Genomic DNA, 16,352 nt, shown 5'->3' with positions numbered 1-16,352 from the left:
GTATTGGGGCATATCACTGATACGCAATGTCTTTATTATCCTCGATCGTTTTACATAAGCAAATCGTAACCGCACGGCAGGGCTAAACGCCCCCGAAACGGGGGCGGAGAGGGCATTAACGCGTTGAAGGTGACAGGGTCAGCGTAGCGGGAGGAGAGAAGAAAACATCGCCAAACAGCGCGGTGGAGATCTTACGCACCCCGAGTCCGGCCAGGGTACAGATCAGCAGGCTGGCAAACGGATAGACAAGAATTAGGGATAGCTCGGCCCAGACCGGCCAGTAAGCGGCATTCATCTCGCCGATCAGGAACAGGCTAAAGGTCTCAATCAGGATGCGGTGGGTGGTATAAATCGCAATGGTGTTTGAGCCAATCACGTTCAGCAGATTGTTCGGCTGAACGGCATAGCGCTGCTCAAGGCTATAGAACAGCTTCATGATCAACACAATCGACAGCAATGAGAGCAGCAGCGGAACGTTAGCAAACCACAGCACCACGGAGACGGCGGCGAAAGCGCCGGTTGCCAGCCAGATGCGGCGCAGGTTGACGCTTTTCATCCACGCCATCAGCGCTGCGCCATACCACGCCCCGAGGCTGTAGTAGATCATGTTGCGTACCACGCTGTTCATTCCCCACCACGGCAGCGGCAGGAAGTTGATCGCGATGCTTGCCAGCGCCAGCAGCCCCAGTACCGGCAGCTTCCAGCGGCTCAGCAGTTTACACAGCGTGAAGTAGACTACCAGAGCATACAGATACCACAGGCTGGTGCTGGCGGTGAGCATGCCTTGCACAAATCCTGAGAGCGAGTCGGCGTAGGCCGCGTTCGACGAGGTGGCAAGCTCACGCTCGGGCGCCAGCCAGGCGTTCAGGTGGGTCAACGCCTGCCATTGCAGGACGCCCCACAGCGCCAGCACCCAGACAATGCTCCAGATCCGCTTGTCGAGACTGGTTCGCCAGTCCACCTCGTCAATATAACGACGGATCAGGTAGCCGGAGATAAAGAAGAAGACCGGCATACGAAACGGTGCGAGATAAAGGTTAAAATAGACCCAGCATTTGGCGAGAAGGCCGGAGAGCGGGTGTTGCAGCCCGATCAGATGCGGATAAAACGTGATAACCGAATGATAGATAACCACCAGGCAGATACACAGCCCTTTTATCTGGTTAATCCATAATGCTTTTTGCTTCATTGTTCGCCACTACCTTATTGCCATAAACGAACGAGCAATTGTTGTAAAACGACACCAGGATGTAATGGGTAACAGTCTGTATCAGGAGGTTTTTCGGAAAAGGTGGAGGTCGCGAGGTGAGTATTCAGACAATAGCACCCTGATTTATCTGAATTTTTCGGAAAAATGATTACCAAAGCTTACTGTTTCAGTCATTTACGCTTAACGGATTCGCTTATATACTCGTGGGTCTGCTATCAGCAAACAGACGGATTTCATGTATCAACCTGTCGCACTCTTCATAGGCTTACGCTACATGCGTGGGCGCGCCGCGGACCGCTTCGGTCGCTTTGTCTCCTGGCTTTCGACTATTGGCATTACGCTTGGCGTGATGGCACTGGTGACGGTGCTTTCCGTCATGAATGGCTTTGAGCGCGAGCTGCAAAACAACATCCTGGGGCTGATGCCGCAGGCCGTTCTCTCATCGACTAACGGTTCGGTTAACCCACAGCAGCTGCCGGAAAGCGCGGCGAAGTTACAGGGCGTCACGCGCGTTGCGCCGTTGACCACCGGTGACGTGGTGCTGCAAAGCGCCCGCAGCGTGGCGGTCGGCGTGATGCTGGGTATCGACCCGGCGCAAAACGATCCGCTGACGCCGTATCTGGTTAACGTGAAGCAGACCGATCTGGAAGCCGGAAAATACAACGTGATTCTGGGTGAACAGCTTGCCGGCCAGCTTGGCGTCAACCGTGGTGACCAGCTGCGGGTGATGGTACCTTCTGCCAGCCAGTTTACGCCGATGGGGCGCCTGCCAAGCCAGCGCCTGTTCAACGTGATTGGTACCTTTGCCGCTAACAGCGAAGTCGATGGCTACCAGATGCTGGTGAACATTCAGGATGCTTCACGCCTGATGCGCTACCCGGCGGGGAATATCACCGGCTGGCGCCTGTGGCTCGACGCGCCGCTGAAGGTCGATACCCTCAGCCAGCAAAAACTGCCGGACGGCACCAAATGGCAGGACTGGCGCGAGCGCAAAGGCGAATTGTTCCAGGCCGTGCGGATGGAAAAAAACATGATGGGGCTGCTGCTGAGCCTGATCGTGGCCGTGGCCGCATTTAACATCATTACCTCGCTGGGCCTTATGGTGATGGAGAAGCAGGGCGAAGTCGCCATCCTGCAAACCCAGGGGCTCACGCCGCGCCAGATCATGGCGGTGTTTATGGTGCAGGGGGCCAGTGCCGGTATCATCGGCGCGCTGCTCGGCGCCGTGCTGGGGGCATTGCTTGCCAGCCAGCTCAATAACTTAATGCCGATCATCGGCGCGCTGCTTGACGGCGCGGCGCTGCCGGTGGCTATCGAGCCGCTGCAGGTGGTCGGTATTGCGCTGGCCGCGATGGCCATTGCGCTGCTTTCTACGCTTTATCCTTCCTGGCGCGCCGCCGCCACTCAACCCGCTGAGGCTTTACGTTATGAATAAGATCCTGTTGCAATGCGACAACCTGTCCAAACGCTATCAGGAAGGCACTGTGCAAACCGACGTGCTGCACAATGTGAGCTTTAGCGTGGGTGAAGGCGAGATGATGGCGATTGTCGGCAGCTCCGGCTCGGGCAAAAGTACGCTGCTGCATCTGCTGGGCGGGCTGGATACGCCAACCGAAGGCGACGTGATTTTCTCCGGCCAGCCGATGAGTAAAATGTCCTCAGCGGCGAAGGCCGAGCTGCGCAACCGCGAGCTGGGCTTTATCTACCAGTTCCACCACCTGCTGCCGGATTTCACGGCGCTGGAAAACGTGGCGATGCCGCTGCTGATTGGCAAAAAGAAACCGGCAGAAATTAACGCCCGCGCCAGCGACATGCTGAAAGCGGTAGGGTTGGGTCATCGCGGCAACCATCGTCCCTCTGAGCTTTCCGGCGGCGAGCGTCAGCGCGTGGCGATTGCCCGTGCGCTGGTCAACAACCCGCGTCTGGTGCTGGCGGATGAGCCTACCGGTAACCTGGACGCCCGCAATGCGGACAGTATTTTCCAGCTACTGGGCGAGCTGAACGCCTCGCAGGGCACCGCCTTTCTGGTGGTGACCCACGATCTGCAGCTGGCAAAACGCATGGGGCGTCAGCTTGAGATGCGCGACGGCCATCTGAACGCGGAACTGACCCTGATGGGAGCAGAGTAATGGCGTCACCGTTATCGTTACTCATCGGTTTACGTTTTAGCCGCGGCCGCCGCCGCGGCGGCATGGTGTCGCTGATCTCCGTCATCTCGACCATCGGTATTGCGCTGGGCGTGGCGGTGCTGATTGTCGGCCTGAGCGCCATGAACGGTTTCGAGCGCGAGCTGAATAACCGCATTCTGGCGGTGGTGCCGCACGGGGAGATCGAACCGGTTAACCAGCCGTGGACGAACTGGAGCGATGCGCTCACCAAAGTTGAAAAAGTGCCGGGCATCGCCGCGGCCGCGCCCTACATTAACTTTACCGGGCTGGTGGAGAGCGGGGTAAACCTGCGCGCCATTCAGGTGAAAGGGGTGAACCCGGCGCAGGAAGCGCGTCTCAGCGCGCTGCCGAACTATGTGCAAAACGGCGCGTGGGCCAACTTCAGGGCGGGCGAGCAGCAGATCATCATGGGTAAAGGCGTTGCTGATGCCCTGAAGGTGAAGCAGGGCGACTGGGTGTCAATCATGATCCCCAACGCCAGCGCCGATCACAAACTGCAGCAGCCAAAACGCGTGCGCCTGCACGTTACCGGTATTCTTCAACTGAGCGGCCAGCTTGACCACAGCTTTGCGATGGTGCCGATGGAGGATGCGCGCCAGTATCTCGACATGGGCGACAGCGTGACGGGCATTGCGATTAAGGTGAACGACGTCTTTAACGCCAACAAACTGGTGCGCGACGCGGGCAGCGTGACCAATAACTATGTCTACATCAAAAGCTGGATCGGCACTTACGGGTATATGTACCGTGATATCCAGATGATCCGCGCCATTATGTATCTGGCGATGGTGCTGGTGATTGGTGTGGCGTGCTTTAATATCGTCTCGACGCTGGTGATGGCGGTCAAGGACAAGAGCGGCGACATCGCCGTGCTGCGTACGCTGGGGGCGAAAGACGGTCTTATTCGCGCCATCTTCGTCTGGTACGGTTTGCTGGCGGGGCTGTTCGGCAGCCTGTGCGGCGTGGTGATTGGCGTGGTGGTTTCCCTGCAGCTGACGCCGATTATCAACGGGATTGAAAAACTTATTGGTCACCAGTTCCTGTCGGGTGATATCTATTTTATTGACTTCCTGCCGTCTGAACTGCACTGGCTGGACGTTTTTTATGTGCTGCTTACAGCACTTTTACTGAGTCTGCTGGCAAGCTGGTATCCGGCGCGTCGCGCAAGCCGAATTGATCCGGCGAGGGTATTAAGTGGCCAGTAATTACGTCATGATCTAGCGGCTTTCGGGTCGCCAGATCGAAAGAGGAATGCGTTATGTATTATGGATTTGATATTGGCGGCACCAAGATTGCGCTCGGCGCGTTTGATAAAGACCTCAAACTGCAGTGGGAAACCCGCGTTCCCACGCCGCGCGAAAGCTACGACGATTTTTTAACCGCCATTGCCTCGCTGGTGGCGCAGGCGGATGAACGTTTCGGCGTGAAAGGCAGCGTCGGCATCGGTATTCCGGGCATGCCCGAAACCGACGACGGTACGCTTTACGCGGCCAACGTGCCTGCCGCCAGCGGTAAACCGCTGCGCGCCGATCTCTCTGCTCTCCTTGAACGCGACGTGCGTTTAGACAATGATGCCAACTGCTTTGCGCTCTCTGAAGCCTGGGATGATGAATTCCGTCGCTATCCGCTGGTGATGGGACTGATCCTCGGTACCGGCGTCGGCGGAGGAATCGTCGTCAACGGTAAGCCCATCACCGGCCGCAGCTACATCACCGGTGAGTTTGGCCATATCCGCCTGCCGGTGGATGCTCTCGAGGTGGTGGGGCGTGATTTCCCGCTGACCCGCTGCGGCTGTGGCCAGCACGGCTGTATTGAGAACTACCTTTCCGGCCGCGGGTTTGCATGGCTTTACGAACACTTCTATCATCAGAAACTTGAGGCCCCTCAAATCATTACCCTGTGGGAGCAAGGGGATGCGCAGGCGCGTGAGCACGTCGAGCGCTATCTGGATCTGCTGGCGGTGTGTCTGGGAAATATTCTCACCATCGTCGACCCGGATCTGCTGGTGATCGGGGGAGGGCTCTCAAACTTTACCGCGATTACGGAACGGTTGTCCGGGCGTTTGCCCCGACACTTATTGCCGGTTGCCCGCGTGCCGCGTATTGAACGCGCGCGACACGGGGACGCAGGAGGGATGCGCGGAGCCGCATTCCTTCATCTCACCGATTAGTTTACGAGGTTTCTATGCTGTCGCGTCGCCAGGGTCGACTCAGCCGTTTTCGCAAAAACAAACGCCGCTTACGTGAGCGCTTGCGCCAGCGGATCTTTTTCAGAGACAGAATAATGCCAGAAGCGATGGATAAACCCAGAGTGGTGGTGCTGACCGGGGCGGGGATCTCCGCCGAGTCAGGAATTCGAACCTTCCGCGCGGCGGACGGGCTGTGGGAAGAGCACCGCGTGGAGGATGTCGCCACGCCGGAAGGTTTTGCCCGCGACCCGGATCTCGTGCAGGCGTTTTACAACGCCCGCCGTCGTCAGCTTCAGCAGCCTGACGTTGCGCCTAATGCGGCGCATCTGGCGCTGGCGAAGCTGGAAGAGGCGCTGGGCGATCGTTTTCTGCTGGTAACGCAGAATATCGACAACCTGCACGAGCGGGCCGGCAACAAGAACATCATCCATATGCACGGTGAGCTGCTCAAGGTTCGCTGCGCCTGGAGCGGTCAGGTGCTTGACTGGAAAGAAGACGTGCTGCCGGAGGATAAGTGCCACTGCTGCCAGTTCCCGTCGCGCCTGCGACCGCACGTGGTCTGGTTCGGCGAAATGCCGCTGGGAATGGATGAGATCTACAGCGCGCTGGCGATGGCCGACGTGTTTATCGCCATCGGCACATCCGGCCACGTTTATCCGGCGGCGGGGTTTGTCCACGAAGCGCGACTGCACGGTGCGCATACGGTTGAACTCAACCTTGAGCCAAGCCAGGTGGGCAGCGAGTTTGAAGAGAAACACTACGGTCTGGCCAGCACGGTTGTTCCGGAATTTGTCGACAAGCTGCTGAAAGGTCTGTAACGCGAATCGCGTGAAAAGGCACCCGCTGGACGGGTGCCTTTTTATTTAAGAATGAAAGAACGCCAGCGTCTTCTCCAGCGATTTAGCCTGCTCGTCCAGCGAGAGCGCCGCCGCTGAGATCTGCTGAACCAGAGAGGCGTTCTGCTGGGTGGTGCTGTCCATCTGGTTAACGGCAGTGCTGACCTGGCTAATCCCGCGGTTCTGCTCGTCCAGCGCCTGAACAATATCGTTGATGACCAGATGCACGTGCGACACCGCCTCAATCACCTGTTTCATCATTACGCCGGTCTCATTGACCAGCTCAACGCCTTTGCTGACGCGGCCTGAGGACTCGGCAATCAGCTGGGAAATTTCTTTGGCCGCGTTAGCGCTTCGCTGGGCAAGATTGCGCACTTCACCTGCGACTACCGCGAAACCGCGCCCCTGTTCGCCGGCACGCGCCGCTTCAACGGCCGCATTTAGCGCCAGGATATTGGTCTGGAAGGCGATGCCATCGACGATGCTGTTAATCTCACCGATCTTACGCGCGCTCTCGTCAATCTCCCCAATCACCACGACTACGTCGTTCACCAGCGTTTCGCCATGCCCGGCGAGGCTCGCGGCGCGATCGGTCAGCGTCGTCGCCTTGTGGGCGTTGTCGGCGTTATTCTTCACCGTGACCGAAATCTCTTCCATGCTGGCTGCCGTTTCAACAATCGCCGCCGCCTGTTCTTCGGTTCGCGAGGCGAGATCAAGGTTGCCCGCCGAAATTTCGCTGGTCCCGCCGTGCACGGAATGGCTGGCTTCGCTGATATTATCGACGATGCGCTTGAGCTGCATCTGCATGGTGTGCAGGGCATAAAAAATGCTGTGGGTATCTCCGGAGCGCACCGGAATGGTGTTGTTCAACTCCCCCCGGGCGACGGCCAGGGCGATCCCGGCGGCTTCCGAAGGTTCTCCCCCCACCGGACGGTCAACTTTGCGGGTAAAGACCTGCGCCATCACCAGGCTAACCGCCATGATGCTTAACACCATCAGGATGATGGCTTTCAGCAAAAATGCGCGCGCTTCGGCCATCACTTCGCTGACCGGGGTGATAATGGCGAGCTTCCACGGCGTCTGGCTGTTGCCGACGGCGATGTCCTGCCAGGTGATAAACACATCTTCCTTCAGCAGCGGATCGTTTATCCGGGTGACGTCATGACCGGCAATCTGACCGGCGTAAGGCTTGCCTGCCGCGCGCTTGTCCGGGCTGGACACCACGTTATTACCCGCGGAGAGGAGCAGGGCGTAGCCTGTGCCGTTCCACGGTTTAATCGCGCCGATCGTCGATTGCAGCGTGGCGAGTGAGAAGTCAGAGGTGACCGAGCCCAGAAACTGACCGTCTCGCATGATGGGGGCGGCAATCGAGGTGAGCATCACTTCCACGCCGTTGTAGGGGTAAATATAGGGTTCGATGATCACATCTTTATGCCGCTGTTTCGGCAGCAGATAATAATCACCGCTGCCGGGCGTTTCGATGTCCGTCAGCAGGTGTAAGGCCGGTTTGCCGGTAGCGTCGCGGTCGACGTAGCGGGCGTAGCGTCCGGCAGGATCTTCACCGCTCTGACCGGCAAAGGCGGCATCTTTATCGTCAAACGCGTTGGGCTCAAAGGCCATCGACATAGAGAGAAACTGGGGATGAGCCGACAGATAGTGGATGAGCAGCTGGTTCAGACTCTGGCGATCGAATACCCCCGCCTCGCGCAGCGCCAGCGCGCTGTTGCCCATGTCCCGGGCGGCAGTCAGGGCAGAATCCAGCTGTTTGCTGACCTGTAAAGCCTGTACCTCGGCTATCTGGCGGATATGTTTTTTGGCCAGCACCTCTTGCTGCGCCATCCACTGCCACATCATAAACCCGATCGTTGCCGTAAAGCCCACCGTCACGGTGAGGAAAATGGACAATAGCATCAACGTCTTGACTCTTATTTTTTGTTTTCGGACCATGGCGTCTTTCATTCTCATCTCCCGTAATGTCGTGCATGTCGGGCAGGCACACAGTACTTATCGGATATTTCGTTCTCTTTCTGTAGAGCGCCGGATATATTTAATTTAAATTCCAGAATATTAAATCCCGTTAATTAGTGTGGATGCTTTTATTTTGTGCATTCAATCAAAATAGCGCTCGATAATGCTCGTTATCATCGTGTAGAAAGAGGATGCTAATAAATATTAAGTGGTAGAGGAGGATGGGATATGTACGGATTTATCGCGCGACAACCCATTTTTAACCCAGAGATGAATACCGTGGCCTATGAGCTGCTTTTCAGAGACGGGATGACAAATCGTTTTCCGGATGTGTCGGCGGAATACGCTACGTCCAGGATGATATCCGATCAGTTTTTATGTGTGCCGTCCCAGCGCATCGCCGGGGCACATACGTCGTTTATTAATTTCCCTTCAAGGATGGTCATTGACCGCAGTGGCGAAGCGCTTGATAAAGAGAGCGTGGTGATTGAGATCCTTGAAGATGCTGTGCCGGGGGCCGAACTGCTGCAGGCCGTCAGGGAGATGAATGCGCATGGCTACCAGTTTGCGCTTGATGATTTCACCCTTGCGCCAGAATGGGATGCTTTTTTACCCTATATTTCGATCCTGAAATTCGACGTCAGAAATTATACTTTAGCGCAAATTAAAGCGTATCTGAAAGCACGTCAACATCTTACCGGTCATATTAAATATCTCGCTGAAAAAGTTGAGACTAAAGAGGAATTCAACCAATACAGGGACGAGGGGTTCTCGCTGTTTCAGGGCTATTTTTTCTGCCGTCCGGAGGTCATTAAATATAAACGGCTGTCGCAAAATCAGCTGGCGATTTTCCGGCTGCAAATGGAGGTCGGACGCAATAAACCTGATTTTCGAATCATCGAGTCGTTGATAAAAACGGATCTGACGCTCTCTTATAAAATCATGCGCTATATGAAGCATACGGCGTTTAAACATGTCGGCGCCTGTAATTTCAGCAAGTTAACCCTGAGCGAGGTGCTCAGGTATCTTGGCGAAAATCAGCTCCGTCGGTTTGTTGCCGTCGTGGTCCTCGCCAGTGCGGGTAATGACACCGTCAGCGAGCTTTACCCGTTAAGCATGATGCGCGGCAAGTTCTGCGAACTGATTGCAGAGACGATGAAAGACCCGATTCTGGCTGAAAATGCGTTCATGTGCGGCCTGTTTTCTTTGCTCGATACCCTTCTTGAGCTGCCGATGGCCGAGTTGATGAAGCAAATTGCGGTACCGCAGAGCGTGAGCAACGCGCTGTGCCATCAGGAGGGGCAGTTAGCCGACATGATTAACCTCTGTCGTTATTATGAACAGCAGCGCTGGGACGAGGCAACCCGTGTTCGTCAGGCGCTGGGTCTGTCTGATGAGGAGGTGGTGGAGGCGATGCGAAAGGCGACGATCTGGGCAGGAGAGAATGCGGTCAGTTAATTCCCCCTCACGCCGCGCAGGCGGCGTGAAGAAGAACGCGATACCGGTTAGCGGCCCGCTTTTAACTTCTGGTAATACTCTTCGTAGAGGCGGCTGGCGTCGCCGACATCGTTCTGCCATTCACCTTTGCTGATGGTTTCGGCGTCCGGGTAGAGCGACTTATCGTTAGCCACGTCAGGCTTCAGCAGCTTGCGTGCGGCCAGGTTGGGCGTCGGGTAGCCAATCGTCTCGGCAACCTGTTTCGCCACGTCAGGGCGCAGCAGGAAGTCAATCAGCTTATGCGCCCCGTCCACGTTTTTCGCGTTGGCCGGGATTGAAAGACTGTCCATCCAGAAAATCCCGCCCTCTTTTGGCCAGACAACCTCAAGCGGCGTACCGGCCTGGCGGGCGACATACGCGGAGCCGTTCCACACCATCCCCAGGTTCACTTCGCCTTCCATATACGGGTTTGCCGGGTTATCGGAGTTGAATGCCGCCACGTTAGGCATCAGCTTTTTCAACTCGGTATACGCCGCTTCAATCTCTTTTGGATCCGTCGTATTGCCCGAGTAGCCCAGCTTGCGCAGCGCCACCTGGAACACTTCACGCGCGTCGTCGGTCAACAACAGGCTGCCTTTGTACTCCGGTTTCCACAGGTCGGCCCAGCTTGTCACCGATTTCGGATCGACGGCCTCGCTGTTAACGCCAATCGCGGTTGCCCCCCAGATATACGGAATGGAGTAGTCGTTATTCGGGTCAAACGGCTTGTTGAGCATCTCCGGATCGAGGTTTGAAAAATGGGTTAGCTTCGTTTTATCGATCTTCTGGATCATGCCCTCTTTGCGCATTTTGTCGACAAAGTAGGTGGAAGGAACCACCAGATCGTATGCGCCGTCTTTGTAGGTTTTGAGCTTGGCATACATGGTTTCATTCGACTCGTAGGTCGAGTAGATCACCTTGATGCCCGTCTCTTTGGTGAACTGTTCCAGCAGTCCCGGCGGCACATACTCGGTCCAGTTGTAGAAGTAGAGCGTTTTGCTGTCATCAGCGTGCGCGGCACCCATGCCAAGCACCAGCGCCGCAGCGGCGAGCATTTTTTTCATTTCATTGTCCCCTGAGATTTTGTTTTATCACGAGCAATAACCTGGCTGGCGATCACCAGAACCAGCGAAAACACCAGCAGAATGGTCGCCAGCGCGTTCACCTCCGGTGAAACGCCGACTTTCACCATCGAATAGATTTTCAACGGCAGAATTTCATAGCTCGGCCCGGTCACGAAGGAGGAGACCACCACGTCATCCATCGACAGGGTAAAGCTCAGCAGCCATCCGGCCGCCACGGCGGGCATCGCCAGCGGCAGGATGATTTTGCGCAGGATGGTCATTTCGCTGGCGCCCAGATCTTTCGCCGCCTCCAGCATGCGCACGTCGAACCCTTTCAGGCGCGCAAAGACGGTCACCACCACAAACGGCAGGCAGAAGGTGATATGGGAAAACAGCAGCGACCAGAAGCCAAGCTGTACGCCCAGCAGCATAAACAGCACCAGCAGCGAAATCGCCATCACGATGTCCGGCGACATCATCACCACAAACAGCATGCCGCTGACGAACGGCTTACCGCGAAAGCGATAGCGATAGAGCGCCACGGCGGTCAGGGAGCCAATCAGCGTGGCGAAGGTGGCGGAGAAGATCGCCATCGTCAGCGAGTGCTGAGCGGCCTGCAGCAGGCTGTCATTGTTCATCAGCAGGCTGTACCAGTCGGTGGTAAAGCCCTGCCAGTTAATCCCAAAGCGCGAGCTGTTAAACGAGTTCACGATCAAAATTATGATCGGGATATACAGGTAAGCGTAAATGGCGGTCATAAAACCGCCGCGAAGCAGTCGACCGATCATTCGAGTTCCACCTTCTTATTCAGCAGCCGTGAGGCGCGCCAGTAGACCAGCAGCATCAGACCCATCACCACCGTCAGCGTGATGCTGGTGGCGGACCCGAACGGCCAGTCGCGAATATTCAGGAACTGGCTCTTGATCACGTTACCGATCAGCAGGTTTTTCGCACCGCCCATCAGATCCGACACATAGAACAAGCCCATCGCCGGAAGCATCACCAGCAGACAGCCCGCGATAATGCCGGGCATCGTCAGCGGAATAATGATACGGATAAAGGTCTGCAGCCTGTTGGCACCCAGATCTTTTGCCGCTTCCAGTAGCGGTTTATCCAGCTTCTCAATGCTGGAGTAGAGCGGCATCACCATAAACGGCAGCAGGATATAGACCAGGCCGACAATCACCGCGCTCGGGGTAAACATGATGCGTATCGGCGTATCAATCACTCCTAGCCACAGCAGAAACTCATTCAGGTAACCCTTTGTGCTGAGGAAAATCTTCAGACCATAAATACGGATGAGCGAGTTCGTCCAAAAGGGAACAATCAGTAAAAACAGCAGCAGGGGGCGCACCTTTTGCGGCAGGCCCGCGAGGAACCACGCGAAGGGATATCCCAGTACCAGGCAGGCAATCGTGGCAATCAGCGCCATATTGAGCGAGTGCAGCAGCACGTCAAAATAGAGCGGATCGAGCAGGCGCGCGTAGTTGTTCAGCGTAAAGACCAGCGAAACGAAATGGGTATCGTCGCGGGTCAGGAAGCTGGTGGCGATAATCATCAGGTTGGGGAGAAAGACAAACAACACAAGCCAACCGACGATCGTGGCAATCACCACATTCTGGAACTTACTTGTGTTCTTCATCAGCCAGTACAACCTCCCAGCTTTCTACCCAGTTGATAACCATTTTCTGGTCGAGAGAGTGGTCGAAGTCAGGGTCGTCTTCGTTAAAGAATTCGCTGACCATCACCATTTTGCCGTTCTCCAGCTCGACGACAGACTCCAGCGTCATCCCTTTGTAGTTGCGCTCGCGGATATAGCCGATTAACCCTTCGGCCTCGGTATTGCCGTGAATTTCATCGACGCGCAGATCTTCCGGGCGCAGCAGAACGTTGAGCTTTTGTCCCTTTTCGACGGGGAAATTCACTGTGATATTGCACTCGCGTCCTTCGACGCTGGCGCGCACGCGCTGGTCGTCCAGACGCTCAATCACCGTGGCGTCAAAGATATTGATCTCGCCAATGAAGCTGGCGACAAACAGATTCTTCGGCTCTTCGTAGATTTCTCGCGGCGTGCCGTCCTGCTCGATTTTGCCGTCACGCATCACCACGATGCGGTCGGACATGGTCAGGGCCTCTTCCTGATCGTGGGTGACGAAGACAAAGGTAATGCCGAGCTTGCGCTGCAGGGCCTTGAGCTCGTTCTGCATCTGCTTGCGCAGCTTGTAATCCAGCGCCGAGAGGGATTCATCCAGCAGGAGCAGACGCGGCTTGTTGACCACGGCGCGGGCGATGGCCACGCGCTGCTGCTGGCCGCCGGAAAGCTGATGGGGTTTACGCTGGGCAAACGTCTCAAGCTGCACCATTCGCAGGGCGTCGGTAACGCGCGGTTCGATCTCGCTCGCCGGGGTTTTTTGCATCCGCAGGCCAAATGCCACGTTCTCAAACACGGTCATGTGCGGGAAGAGGGCATAGCTCTGAAAGACAGTGTTGACGTGGCGGTCTTCGGCGGGAACCCGGGTGATGTCCTGGTTCTCAAGATGGATATGGCCGTTATCGACGTTTTCCAGCCCGGCGATAAGGCGCAGTACGGTTGTTTTGCCGCAGCCGGAGGGGCCAAGCAGCGTCAGAAACTCACCGTCATTGATGGTGAGAGTGAGGTCGGAAATGACGTCCTTGCCATCAAAACTTTTACGAATTCGTTCCAGTTTCACCAGCGGTGAACGGGTTTGTGTATTCAATTTTTGCGCTGTCCCATATAGACGCCTCAGGCAGCAGACTGAAGCGGGGTTTGTGTGTAACCACCTTGGTGACTCGTAATGAGGGCGGACATTCTACGGCAATCCCCTGCAATCGCCAATCCTTGTCACTGATTCATAAGCTACATTTACTAACGCATAACGATATAAACGGAAAATATTCTCGTTTGCGGGATAAAAGTGACCTGACGCAATATTTGCGTTTTGATGCTTATTGATAATGTTGTCACAAAAAGTGAGGGTGACTGCATGGATAAATTACTTGAGCGTTTTTTACAGTACGTTTCGCTGGATACCCAATCTAAGCCGGGTGTTCGCCAGGTGCCGAGCACCGAAGGCCAGTGGAAGTTATTAAATCTGCTCAAAGAGCAGCTTGACGCCATGGGGCTGGTCAACGTCACGTTAAGCGAGAAAGGCACTGTGATGGGAACGCTGCCGGCGAATGTCCCGGGTGACATTCCGGCGATTGGCTTTATCTCTCATGTCGACACCTCTCCGGATTTTAGCGGTAAACATGTGAACCCGCAGATTGTGGAAAACTACCGCGGCGGCGACATTGCGCTGGGCATTGGCGACGAAGTGCTCTCGCCCGTCATGTTCCCGGTGCTGCACCAGCTGCTGGGTCAGACGCTGATCACCACCGACGGCAAAACGCTGCTGGGGGCGGATGATAAAGCGGGCATTGCCGAAATCATGACCGCGCTGGCGGTGCTGAAGGATAAAAACATTCCGCACGGGGATATCCGCGTGGCCTTTACGCCGGACGAAGAGGTCGGCAAGGGGGCGAAGCACTTCGACGTGGAGGCCTTTAACGCGCAGTGGGCCTATACCGTTGACGGCGGCGGCGTCGGTGAACTGGAGTATGAAAACTTCAATGCTGCCTCAGTGACGATCAAAATTGTTGGCAACAACGTTCACCCCGGTTCGGCGAAAGGCGTCATGGTGAACGCGCTGTCGCTGGCGTCGCGAATTCATGCGGTAGTCCCGGCGGAAGAGAGCCCCGAACAGACCGAAGGGTATGAAGGGTTCTATCACTTGACCAGCATCAAAGGCACCGTGGACAGCGCGCAGATGCACTACATCATCCGCGATTTCGACCGTAAAGCCTTTGAGGCGCGCAAGCGTAAGATGATGGAGATCGCCAAGAAGGTGGGTAAAGGATTACACCCTGATTGCTACATTGAACTCATCATCGAAGACAGCTATTACAACATGCGCGAGAAGGTGATGGCGCATCCGCATATTCTCGATATCGCCCAGCAGGCGATGCGCGACTGCGATATTGAACCGCAGCTGAAGCCGATTCGCGGCGGCACCGACGGTTCTCAGCTGTCGTTTATGGGGCTGCCGTGCCCGAACCTGTTTACCGGTGGCTATAACTACCACGGCAAGCATGAGTTTGTGACGCTCGAAGGGATGGAAAAGGCGGTGAAGGTGATTGTGCGGATAGCGGAGTTGACCGCGAAGCGGTAAGAAAAAGCCCGGTGGCGAAGCGCCACCGGGCATTACAGCGACTCAGTCCTCAAAGAACCAGTACCCGCTGTTGACCAGCGCGGCAAGCATCGCGAGGAAGGATGGGTCTTCCAGCGCATCACTAAAGGTGTCGGCAGTCAGCACCAGATGGCTGGCAATGGCTTCCAGCGCCGGACGGTGCGGTGAGTCCAGCTTCTCGCCGTTGACGAACACGTCCTCACCAATGCGCAGCACGCGTAATCCGCCCAGACGTACCAGCTTATCGCCCTGCTGGAGCGCATCATAAATCTCGTCAGCCTGATACGGCGGCTCCGGCGGCGCAACGTCCAGCTCGTGACGAGACTGGCTGATAAACTCGCCAAACCACTGTTTGAAGTGCTCCGGCTCGTTAATCAGATCCAGCATCATGCCGCGCAGCTTATCCAGCTCTGCGGGCAGGATATCGGCCGGATGCTCGCGCGCAGGCACATCAGGGTCGCTGTAACGATAGCTGCCCAGCTCGCGTTGCAGAACGTAGTCGGCAAATCCGCTGATCATCTCGCGGCCGCTTGGCGCGCGGAACCCTACGGAGTAGTTGAGTGAGTTTTCCAGCGAGTAGCCCTCGTGAGGGAATCCCGGCGGAATGTAGAGAATGTCTCCCGGCTCCAGCTCTTCGTCGATAATCCCTTCAAACGGGTCAACCTGAAGCAGGTCCGGATGCGGGCAGTGCTGCTTCATTGGCACTTTTTCGCCCACGCGCCAGCGGCGGCGGCCCGTACCCTGAATAATAAACACGTCGTACTGGTCCAGATGCGGACCGACGCCACCGCCAGGAACGGAGAAGGAGATCATCAGATCGTCCATGCGCCAGTCGGGCAGGGCGCGGAACGGACGCATTAAGGCGGCCGTTGGCTCGTGCCAGTGGTTGACCGCCTGCACCAGCAGAGACCAGTTGTTTTCACCGAGGTGATCGTAGCTTTCGAAAGGACCGTGGCTAACCTGCCATTTCCCGTCCTGGTGGCTGACCAGACGGCTGTCGACTTCGTTTTCCATGGCCAGGCCGGCCAGTTCGTCAGGCGAGATGGGGTCGACAAAGTTGCTGAACCCGCGCTTCAGAACCACCGGGCGTTTCTGCCAGTAACGTTCAATAAACTCGGGCCAGTTAAGTGTTAAGTGATAATCCATATTTTTTTATTCCGCAGGCTCTTACTGACTCGGATTATAACGGAAGCTC

14 protein-coding genes are annotated in these 16,352 nt (G+C 56.3%); 7 read left to right on the top strand and 7 right to left on the bottom strand.

Features of this window, described 5'->3' with window-relative positions:
- Positions 1-115: 115 nt before the first annotated feature.
- Positions 116-1,189 (bottom strand): acyltransferase family protein, encoded by a 1,074-nt coding sequence (locus tag AC0TOY_RS12095; protein WP_473721887.1) that lies wholly within the window; start codon positions 1,187-1,189, stop codon positions 116-118.
- Positions 1,190-1,445: 256 nt separating this feature from the next.
- Here AC0TOY_RS12095 and lolC point away from each other — a divergent pair, with 256 nt between their 5' ends.
- From lolC to cobB, 5 genes are read left to right on the top strand one after another with little or no spacing between them, the layout of a single operon-like run.
- The gene (lolC, locus tag AC0TOY_RS12090) at positions 1,446-2,645 is read left to right on the top strand and encodes a lipoprotein-releasing ABC transporter permease subunit LolC (RefSeq protein WP_024908607.1); all 1,200 of its coding nucleotides are present in this window, start codon (positions 1,446-1,448) and stop codon (positions 2,643-2,645) included.
- The gene (lolD, locus tag AC0TOY_RS12085; RefSeq protein ID WP_010429765.1) at positions 2,638-3,339 is read left to right on the top strand and encodes a lipoprotein-releasing ABC transporter ATP-binding protein LolD; all 702 of its coding nucleotides are present in this window, start codon (positions 2,638-2,640) and stop codon (positions 3,337-3,339) included. The genes lolC and lolD overlap by 8 nt, the downstream gene beginning before the upstream one ends.
- A complete protein-coding gene (gene lolE / locus AC0TOY_RS12080) occupies positions 3,339-4,583 on the top strand; it encodes a lipoprotein-releasing ABC transporter permease subunit LolE (protein WP_045352893.1) in 1,245 nt (414 codons plus the stop codon). The genes lolD and lolE overlap by 1 nt, the downstream gene beginning before the upstream one ends.
- Positions 4,584-4,636: 53 nt before the next feature.
- Positions 4,637-5,548 carry an N-acetylglucosamine kinase gene (gene nagK / locus AC0TOY_RS12075; protein WP_032650871.1) on the top strand — a complete coding sequence of 304 codons (912 nt, stop codon included), beginning with the start codon at positions 4,637-4,639 and terminating at the stop codon, positions 5,546-5,548.
- A 14-nt stretch (positions 5,549-5,562) separates the two neighbouring features.
- Positions 5,563-6,384, top strand: a complete 822-nt coding sequence (cobB, locus tag AC0TOY_RS12070; RefSeq protein ID WP_032650873.1) for a Sir2 family NAD+-dependent deacetylase — start codon at positions 5,563-5,565, stop codon at positions 6,382-6,384.
- A 45-nt stretch (positions 6,385-6,429) separates the two neighbouring features.
- Here the strand turns inward: cobB and AC0TOY_RS12065 are convergent, their stop codons facing one another.
- On the bottom strand, positions 6,430-8,361 hold the full coding sequence (locus AC0TOY_RS12065) for a methyl-accepting chemotaxis protein (protein WP_473721886.1): 1,932 nt from the start codon (positions 8,359-8,361) through the stop codon (positions 6,430-6,432).
- A 237-nt stretch (positions 8,362-8,598) separates the two neighbouring features.
- Between AC0TOY_RS12065 and AC0TOY_RS12060 the strand changes: the two genes are divergently transcribed.
- Positions 8,599-9,828: an EAL and HDOD domain-containing protein gene (locus AC0TOY_RS12060; protein WP_167212743.1), complete on the top strand. Its 1,230-nt coding sequence runs from the start codon at positions 8,599-8,601 to the stop codon at positions 9,826-9,828.
- Between the two features lie 47 nt (positions 9,829-9,875).
- Here the strand turns inward: AC0TOY_RS12060 and potD are convergent, their stop codons facing one another.
- Genes potD through potA form a run of 4 tightly spaced genes read right to left on the bottom strand, consistent with a single transcriptional unit; the run spans position 9,876 to position 13,678 of the window.
- Positions 9,876-10,910 (bottom strand): spermidine/putrescine ABC transporter substrate-binding protein PotD, encoded by a 1,035-nt coding sequence (potD, locus tag AC0TOY_RS12055; RefSeq protein ID WP_063621387.1) that lies wholly within the window; start codon positions 10,908-10,910, stop codon positions 9,876-9,878.
- Positions 10,907-11,698, bottom strand: coding sequence for a spermidine/putrescine ABC transporter permease PotC (gene potC, locus AC0TOY_RS12050; RefSeq protein ID WP_008500765.1), 792 nt, complete (start codon positions 11,696-11,698; stop codon positions 10,907-10,909). The genes potD and potC overlap by 4 nt, the downstream gene beginning before the upstream one ends.
- The gene (gene potB / locus AC0TOY_RS12045) at positions 11,695-12,552 is read right to left on the bottom strand and encodes a spermidine/putrescine ABC transporter permease PotB (protein WP_024908600.1); all 858 of its coding nucleotides are present in this window, start codon (positions 12,550-12,552) and stop codon (positions 11,695-11,697) included. Before potB ends, potC begins: the two co-directional genes overlap by 4 nt.
- Entirely contained in the window at positions 12,536-13,678 is a 1,143-nt protein-coding gene (gene potA, locus AC0TOY_RS12040; protein WP_248165428.1) for a spermidine/putrescine ABC transporter ATP-binding protein PotA, read from the bottom strand. Before potA ends, potB begins: the two co-directional genes overlap by 17 nt.
- Before the next feature lie 237 nt (positions 13,679-13,915).
- Here potA and pepT point away from each other — a divergent pair, with 237 nt between their 5' ends.
- Entirely contained in the window at positions 13,916-15,139 is a 1,224-nt protein-coding gene (gene pepT, locus AC0TOY_RS12035; protein WP_473721885.1) for a peptidase T, read from the top strand.
- A gap of 42 nt (positions 15,140-15,181) precedes the next feature.
- Here the strand turns inward: pepT and AC0TOY_RS12030 are convergent, their stop codons facing one another.
- Positions 15,182-16,303 (bottom strand): ribosomal protein uL16 3-hydroxylase, encoded by a 1,122-nt coding sequence (locus AC0TOY_RS12030; protein WP_473721884.1) that lies wholly within the window; start codon positions 16,301-16,303, stop codon positions 15,182-15,184.
- Positions 16,304-16,352 lie beyond the last annotated feature (49 nt).

The sequence above is a fragment of the Enterobacter sp. PL_is379 genome (genome assembly GCF_055817355.1).
The sequence above is the reverse complement of the archived record's forward strand: the minus strand, read 5'-3'. Positions and strand labels throughout refer to the sequence as shown.

Excerpts from the sequence above, each read along its gene's own strand:
- AC0TOY_RS12095 (WP_473721887.1), bottom strand. The coding sequence starts at position 1,189 with ATGAAGCAAAAAGCATTATGGATTAACCAGATAAAAGGGCTGTGTATC.
- lolC (WP_024908607.1), top strand. The coding sequence starts at position 1,446 with ATGTATCAACCTGTCGCACTCTTCATAGGCTTACGCTACATGCGTGGG.
- lolD (WP_010429765.1), top strand. The coding sequence starts at position 2,638 with ATGAATAAGATCCTGTTGCAATGCGACAACCTGTCCAAACGCTATCAG.
- lolE (WP_045352893.1), top strand. The coding sequence starts at position 3,339 with ATGGCGTCACCGTTATCGTTACTCATCGGTTTACGTTTTAGCCGCGGC.
- nagK (WP_032650871.1), top strand. The coding sequence starts at position 4,637 with ATGTATTATGGATTTGATATTGGCGGCACCAAGATTGCGCTCGGCGCG.
- cobB (WP_032650873.1), top strand. The coding sequence starts at position 5,563 with ATGCTGTCGCGTCGCCAGGGTCGACTCAGCCGTTTTCGCAAAAACAAA.
- AC0TOY_RS12065 (WP_473721886.1), bottom strand. The coding sequence starts at position 8,361 with ATGAAAGACGCCATGGTCCGAAAACAAAAAATAAGAGTCAAGACGTTG.
- AC0TOY_RS12060 (WP_167212743.1), top strand. The coding sequence starts at position 8,599 with ATGTACGGATTTATCGCGCGACAACCCATTTTTAACCCAGAGATGAAT.
- potD (WP_063621387.1), bottom strand. The coding sequence starts at position 10,910 with ATGAAAAAAATGCTCGCCGCTGCGGCGCTGGTGCTTGGCATGGGTGCC.
- potC (WP_008500765.1), bottom strand. The coding sequence starts at position 11,698 with ATGATCGGTCGACTGCTTCGCGGCGGTTTTATGACCGCCATTTACGCT.
- potB (WP_024908600.1), bottom strand. The coding sequence starts at position 12,552 with ATGAAGAACACAAGTAAGTTCCAGAATGTGGTGATTGCCACGATCGTC.
- pepT (WP_473721885.1), top strand. The coding sequence starts at position 13,916 with ATGGATAAATTACTTGAGCGTTTTTTACAGTACGTTTCGCTGGATACC.
- AC0TOY_RS12030 (WP_473721884.1), bottom strand. The coding sequence starts at position 16,303 with ATGGATTATCACTTAACACTTAACTGGCCCGAGTTTATTGAACGTTAC.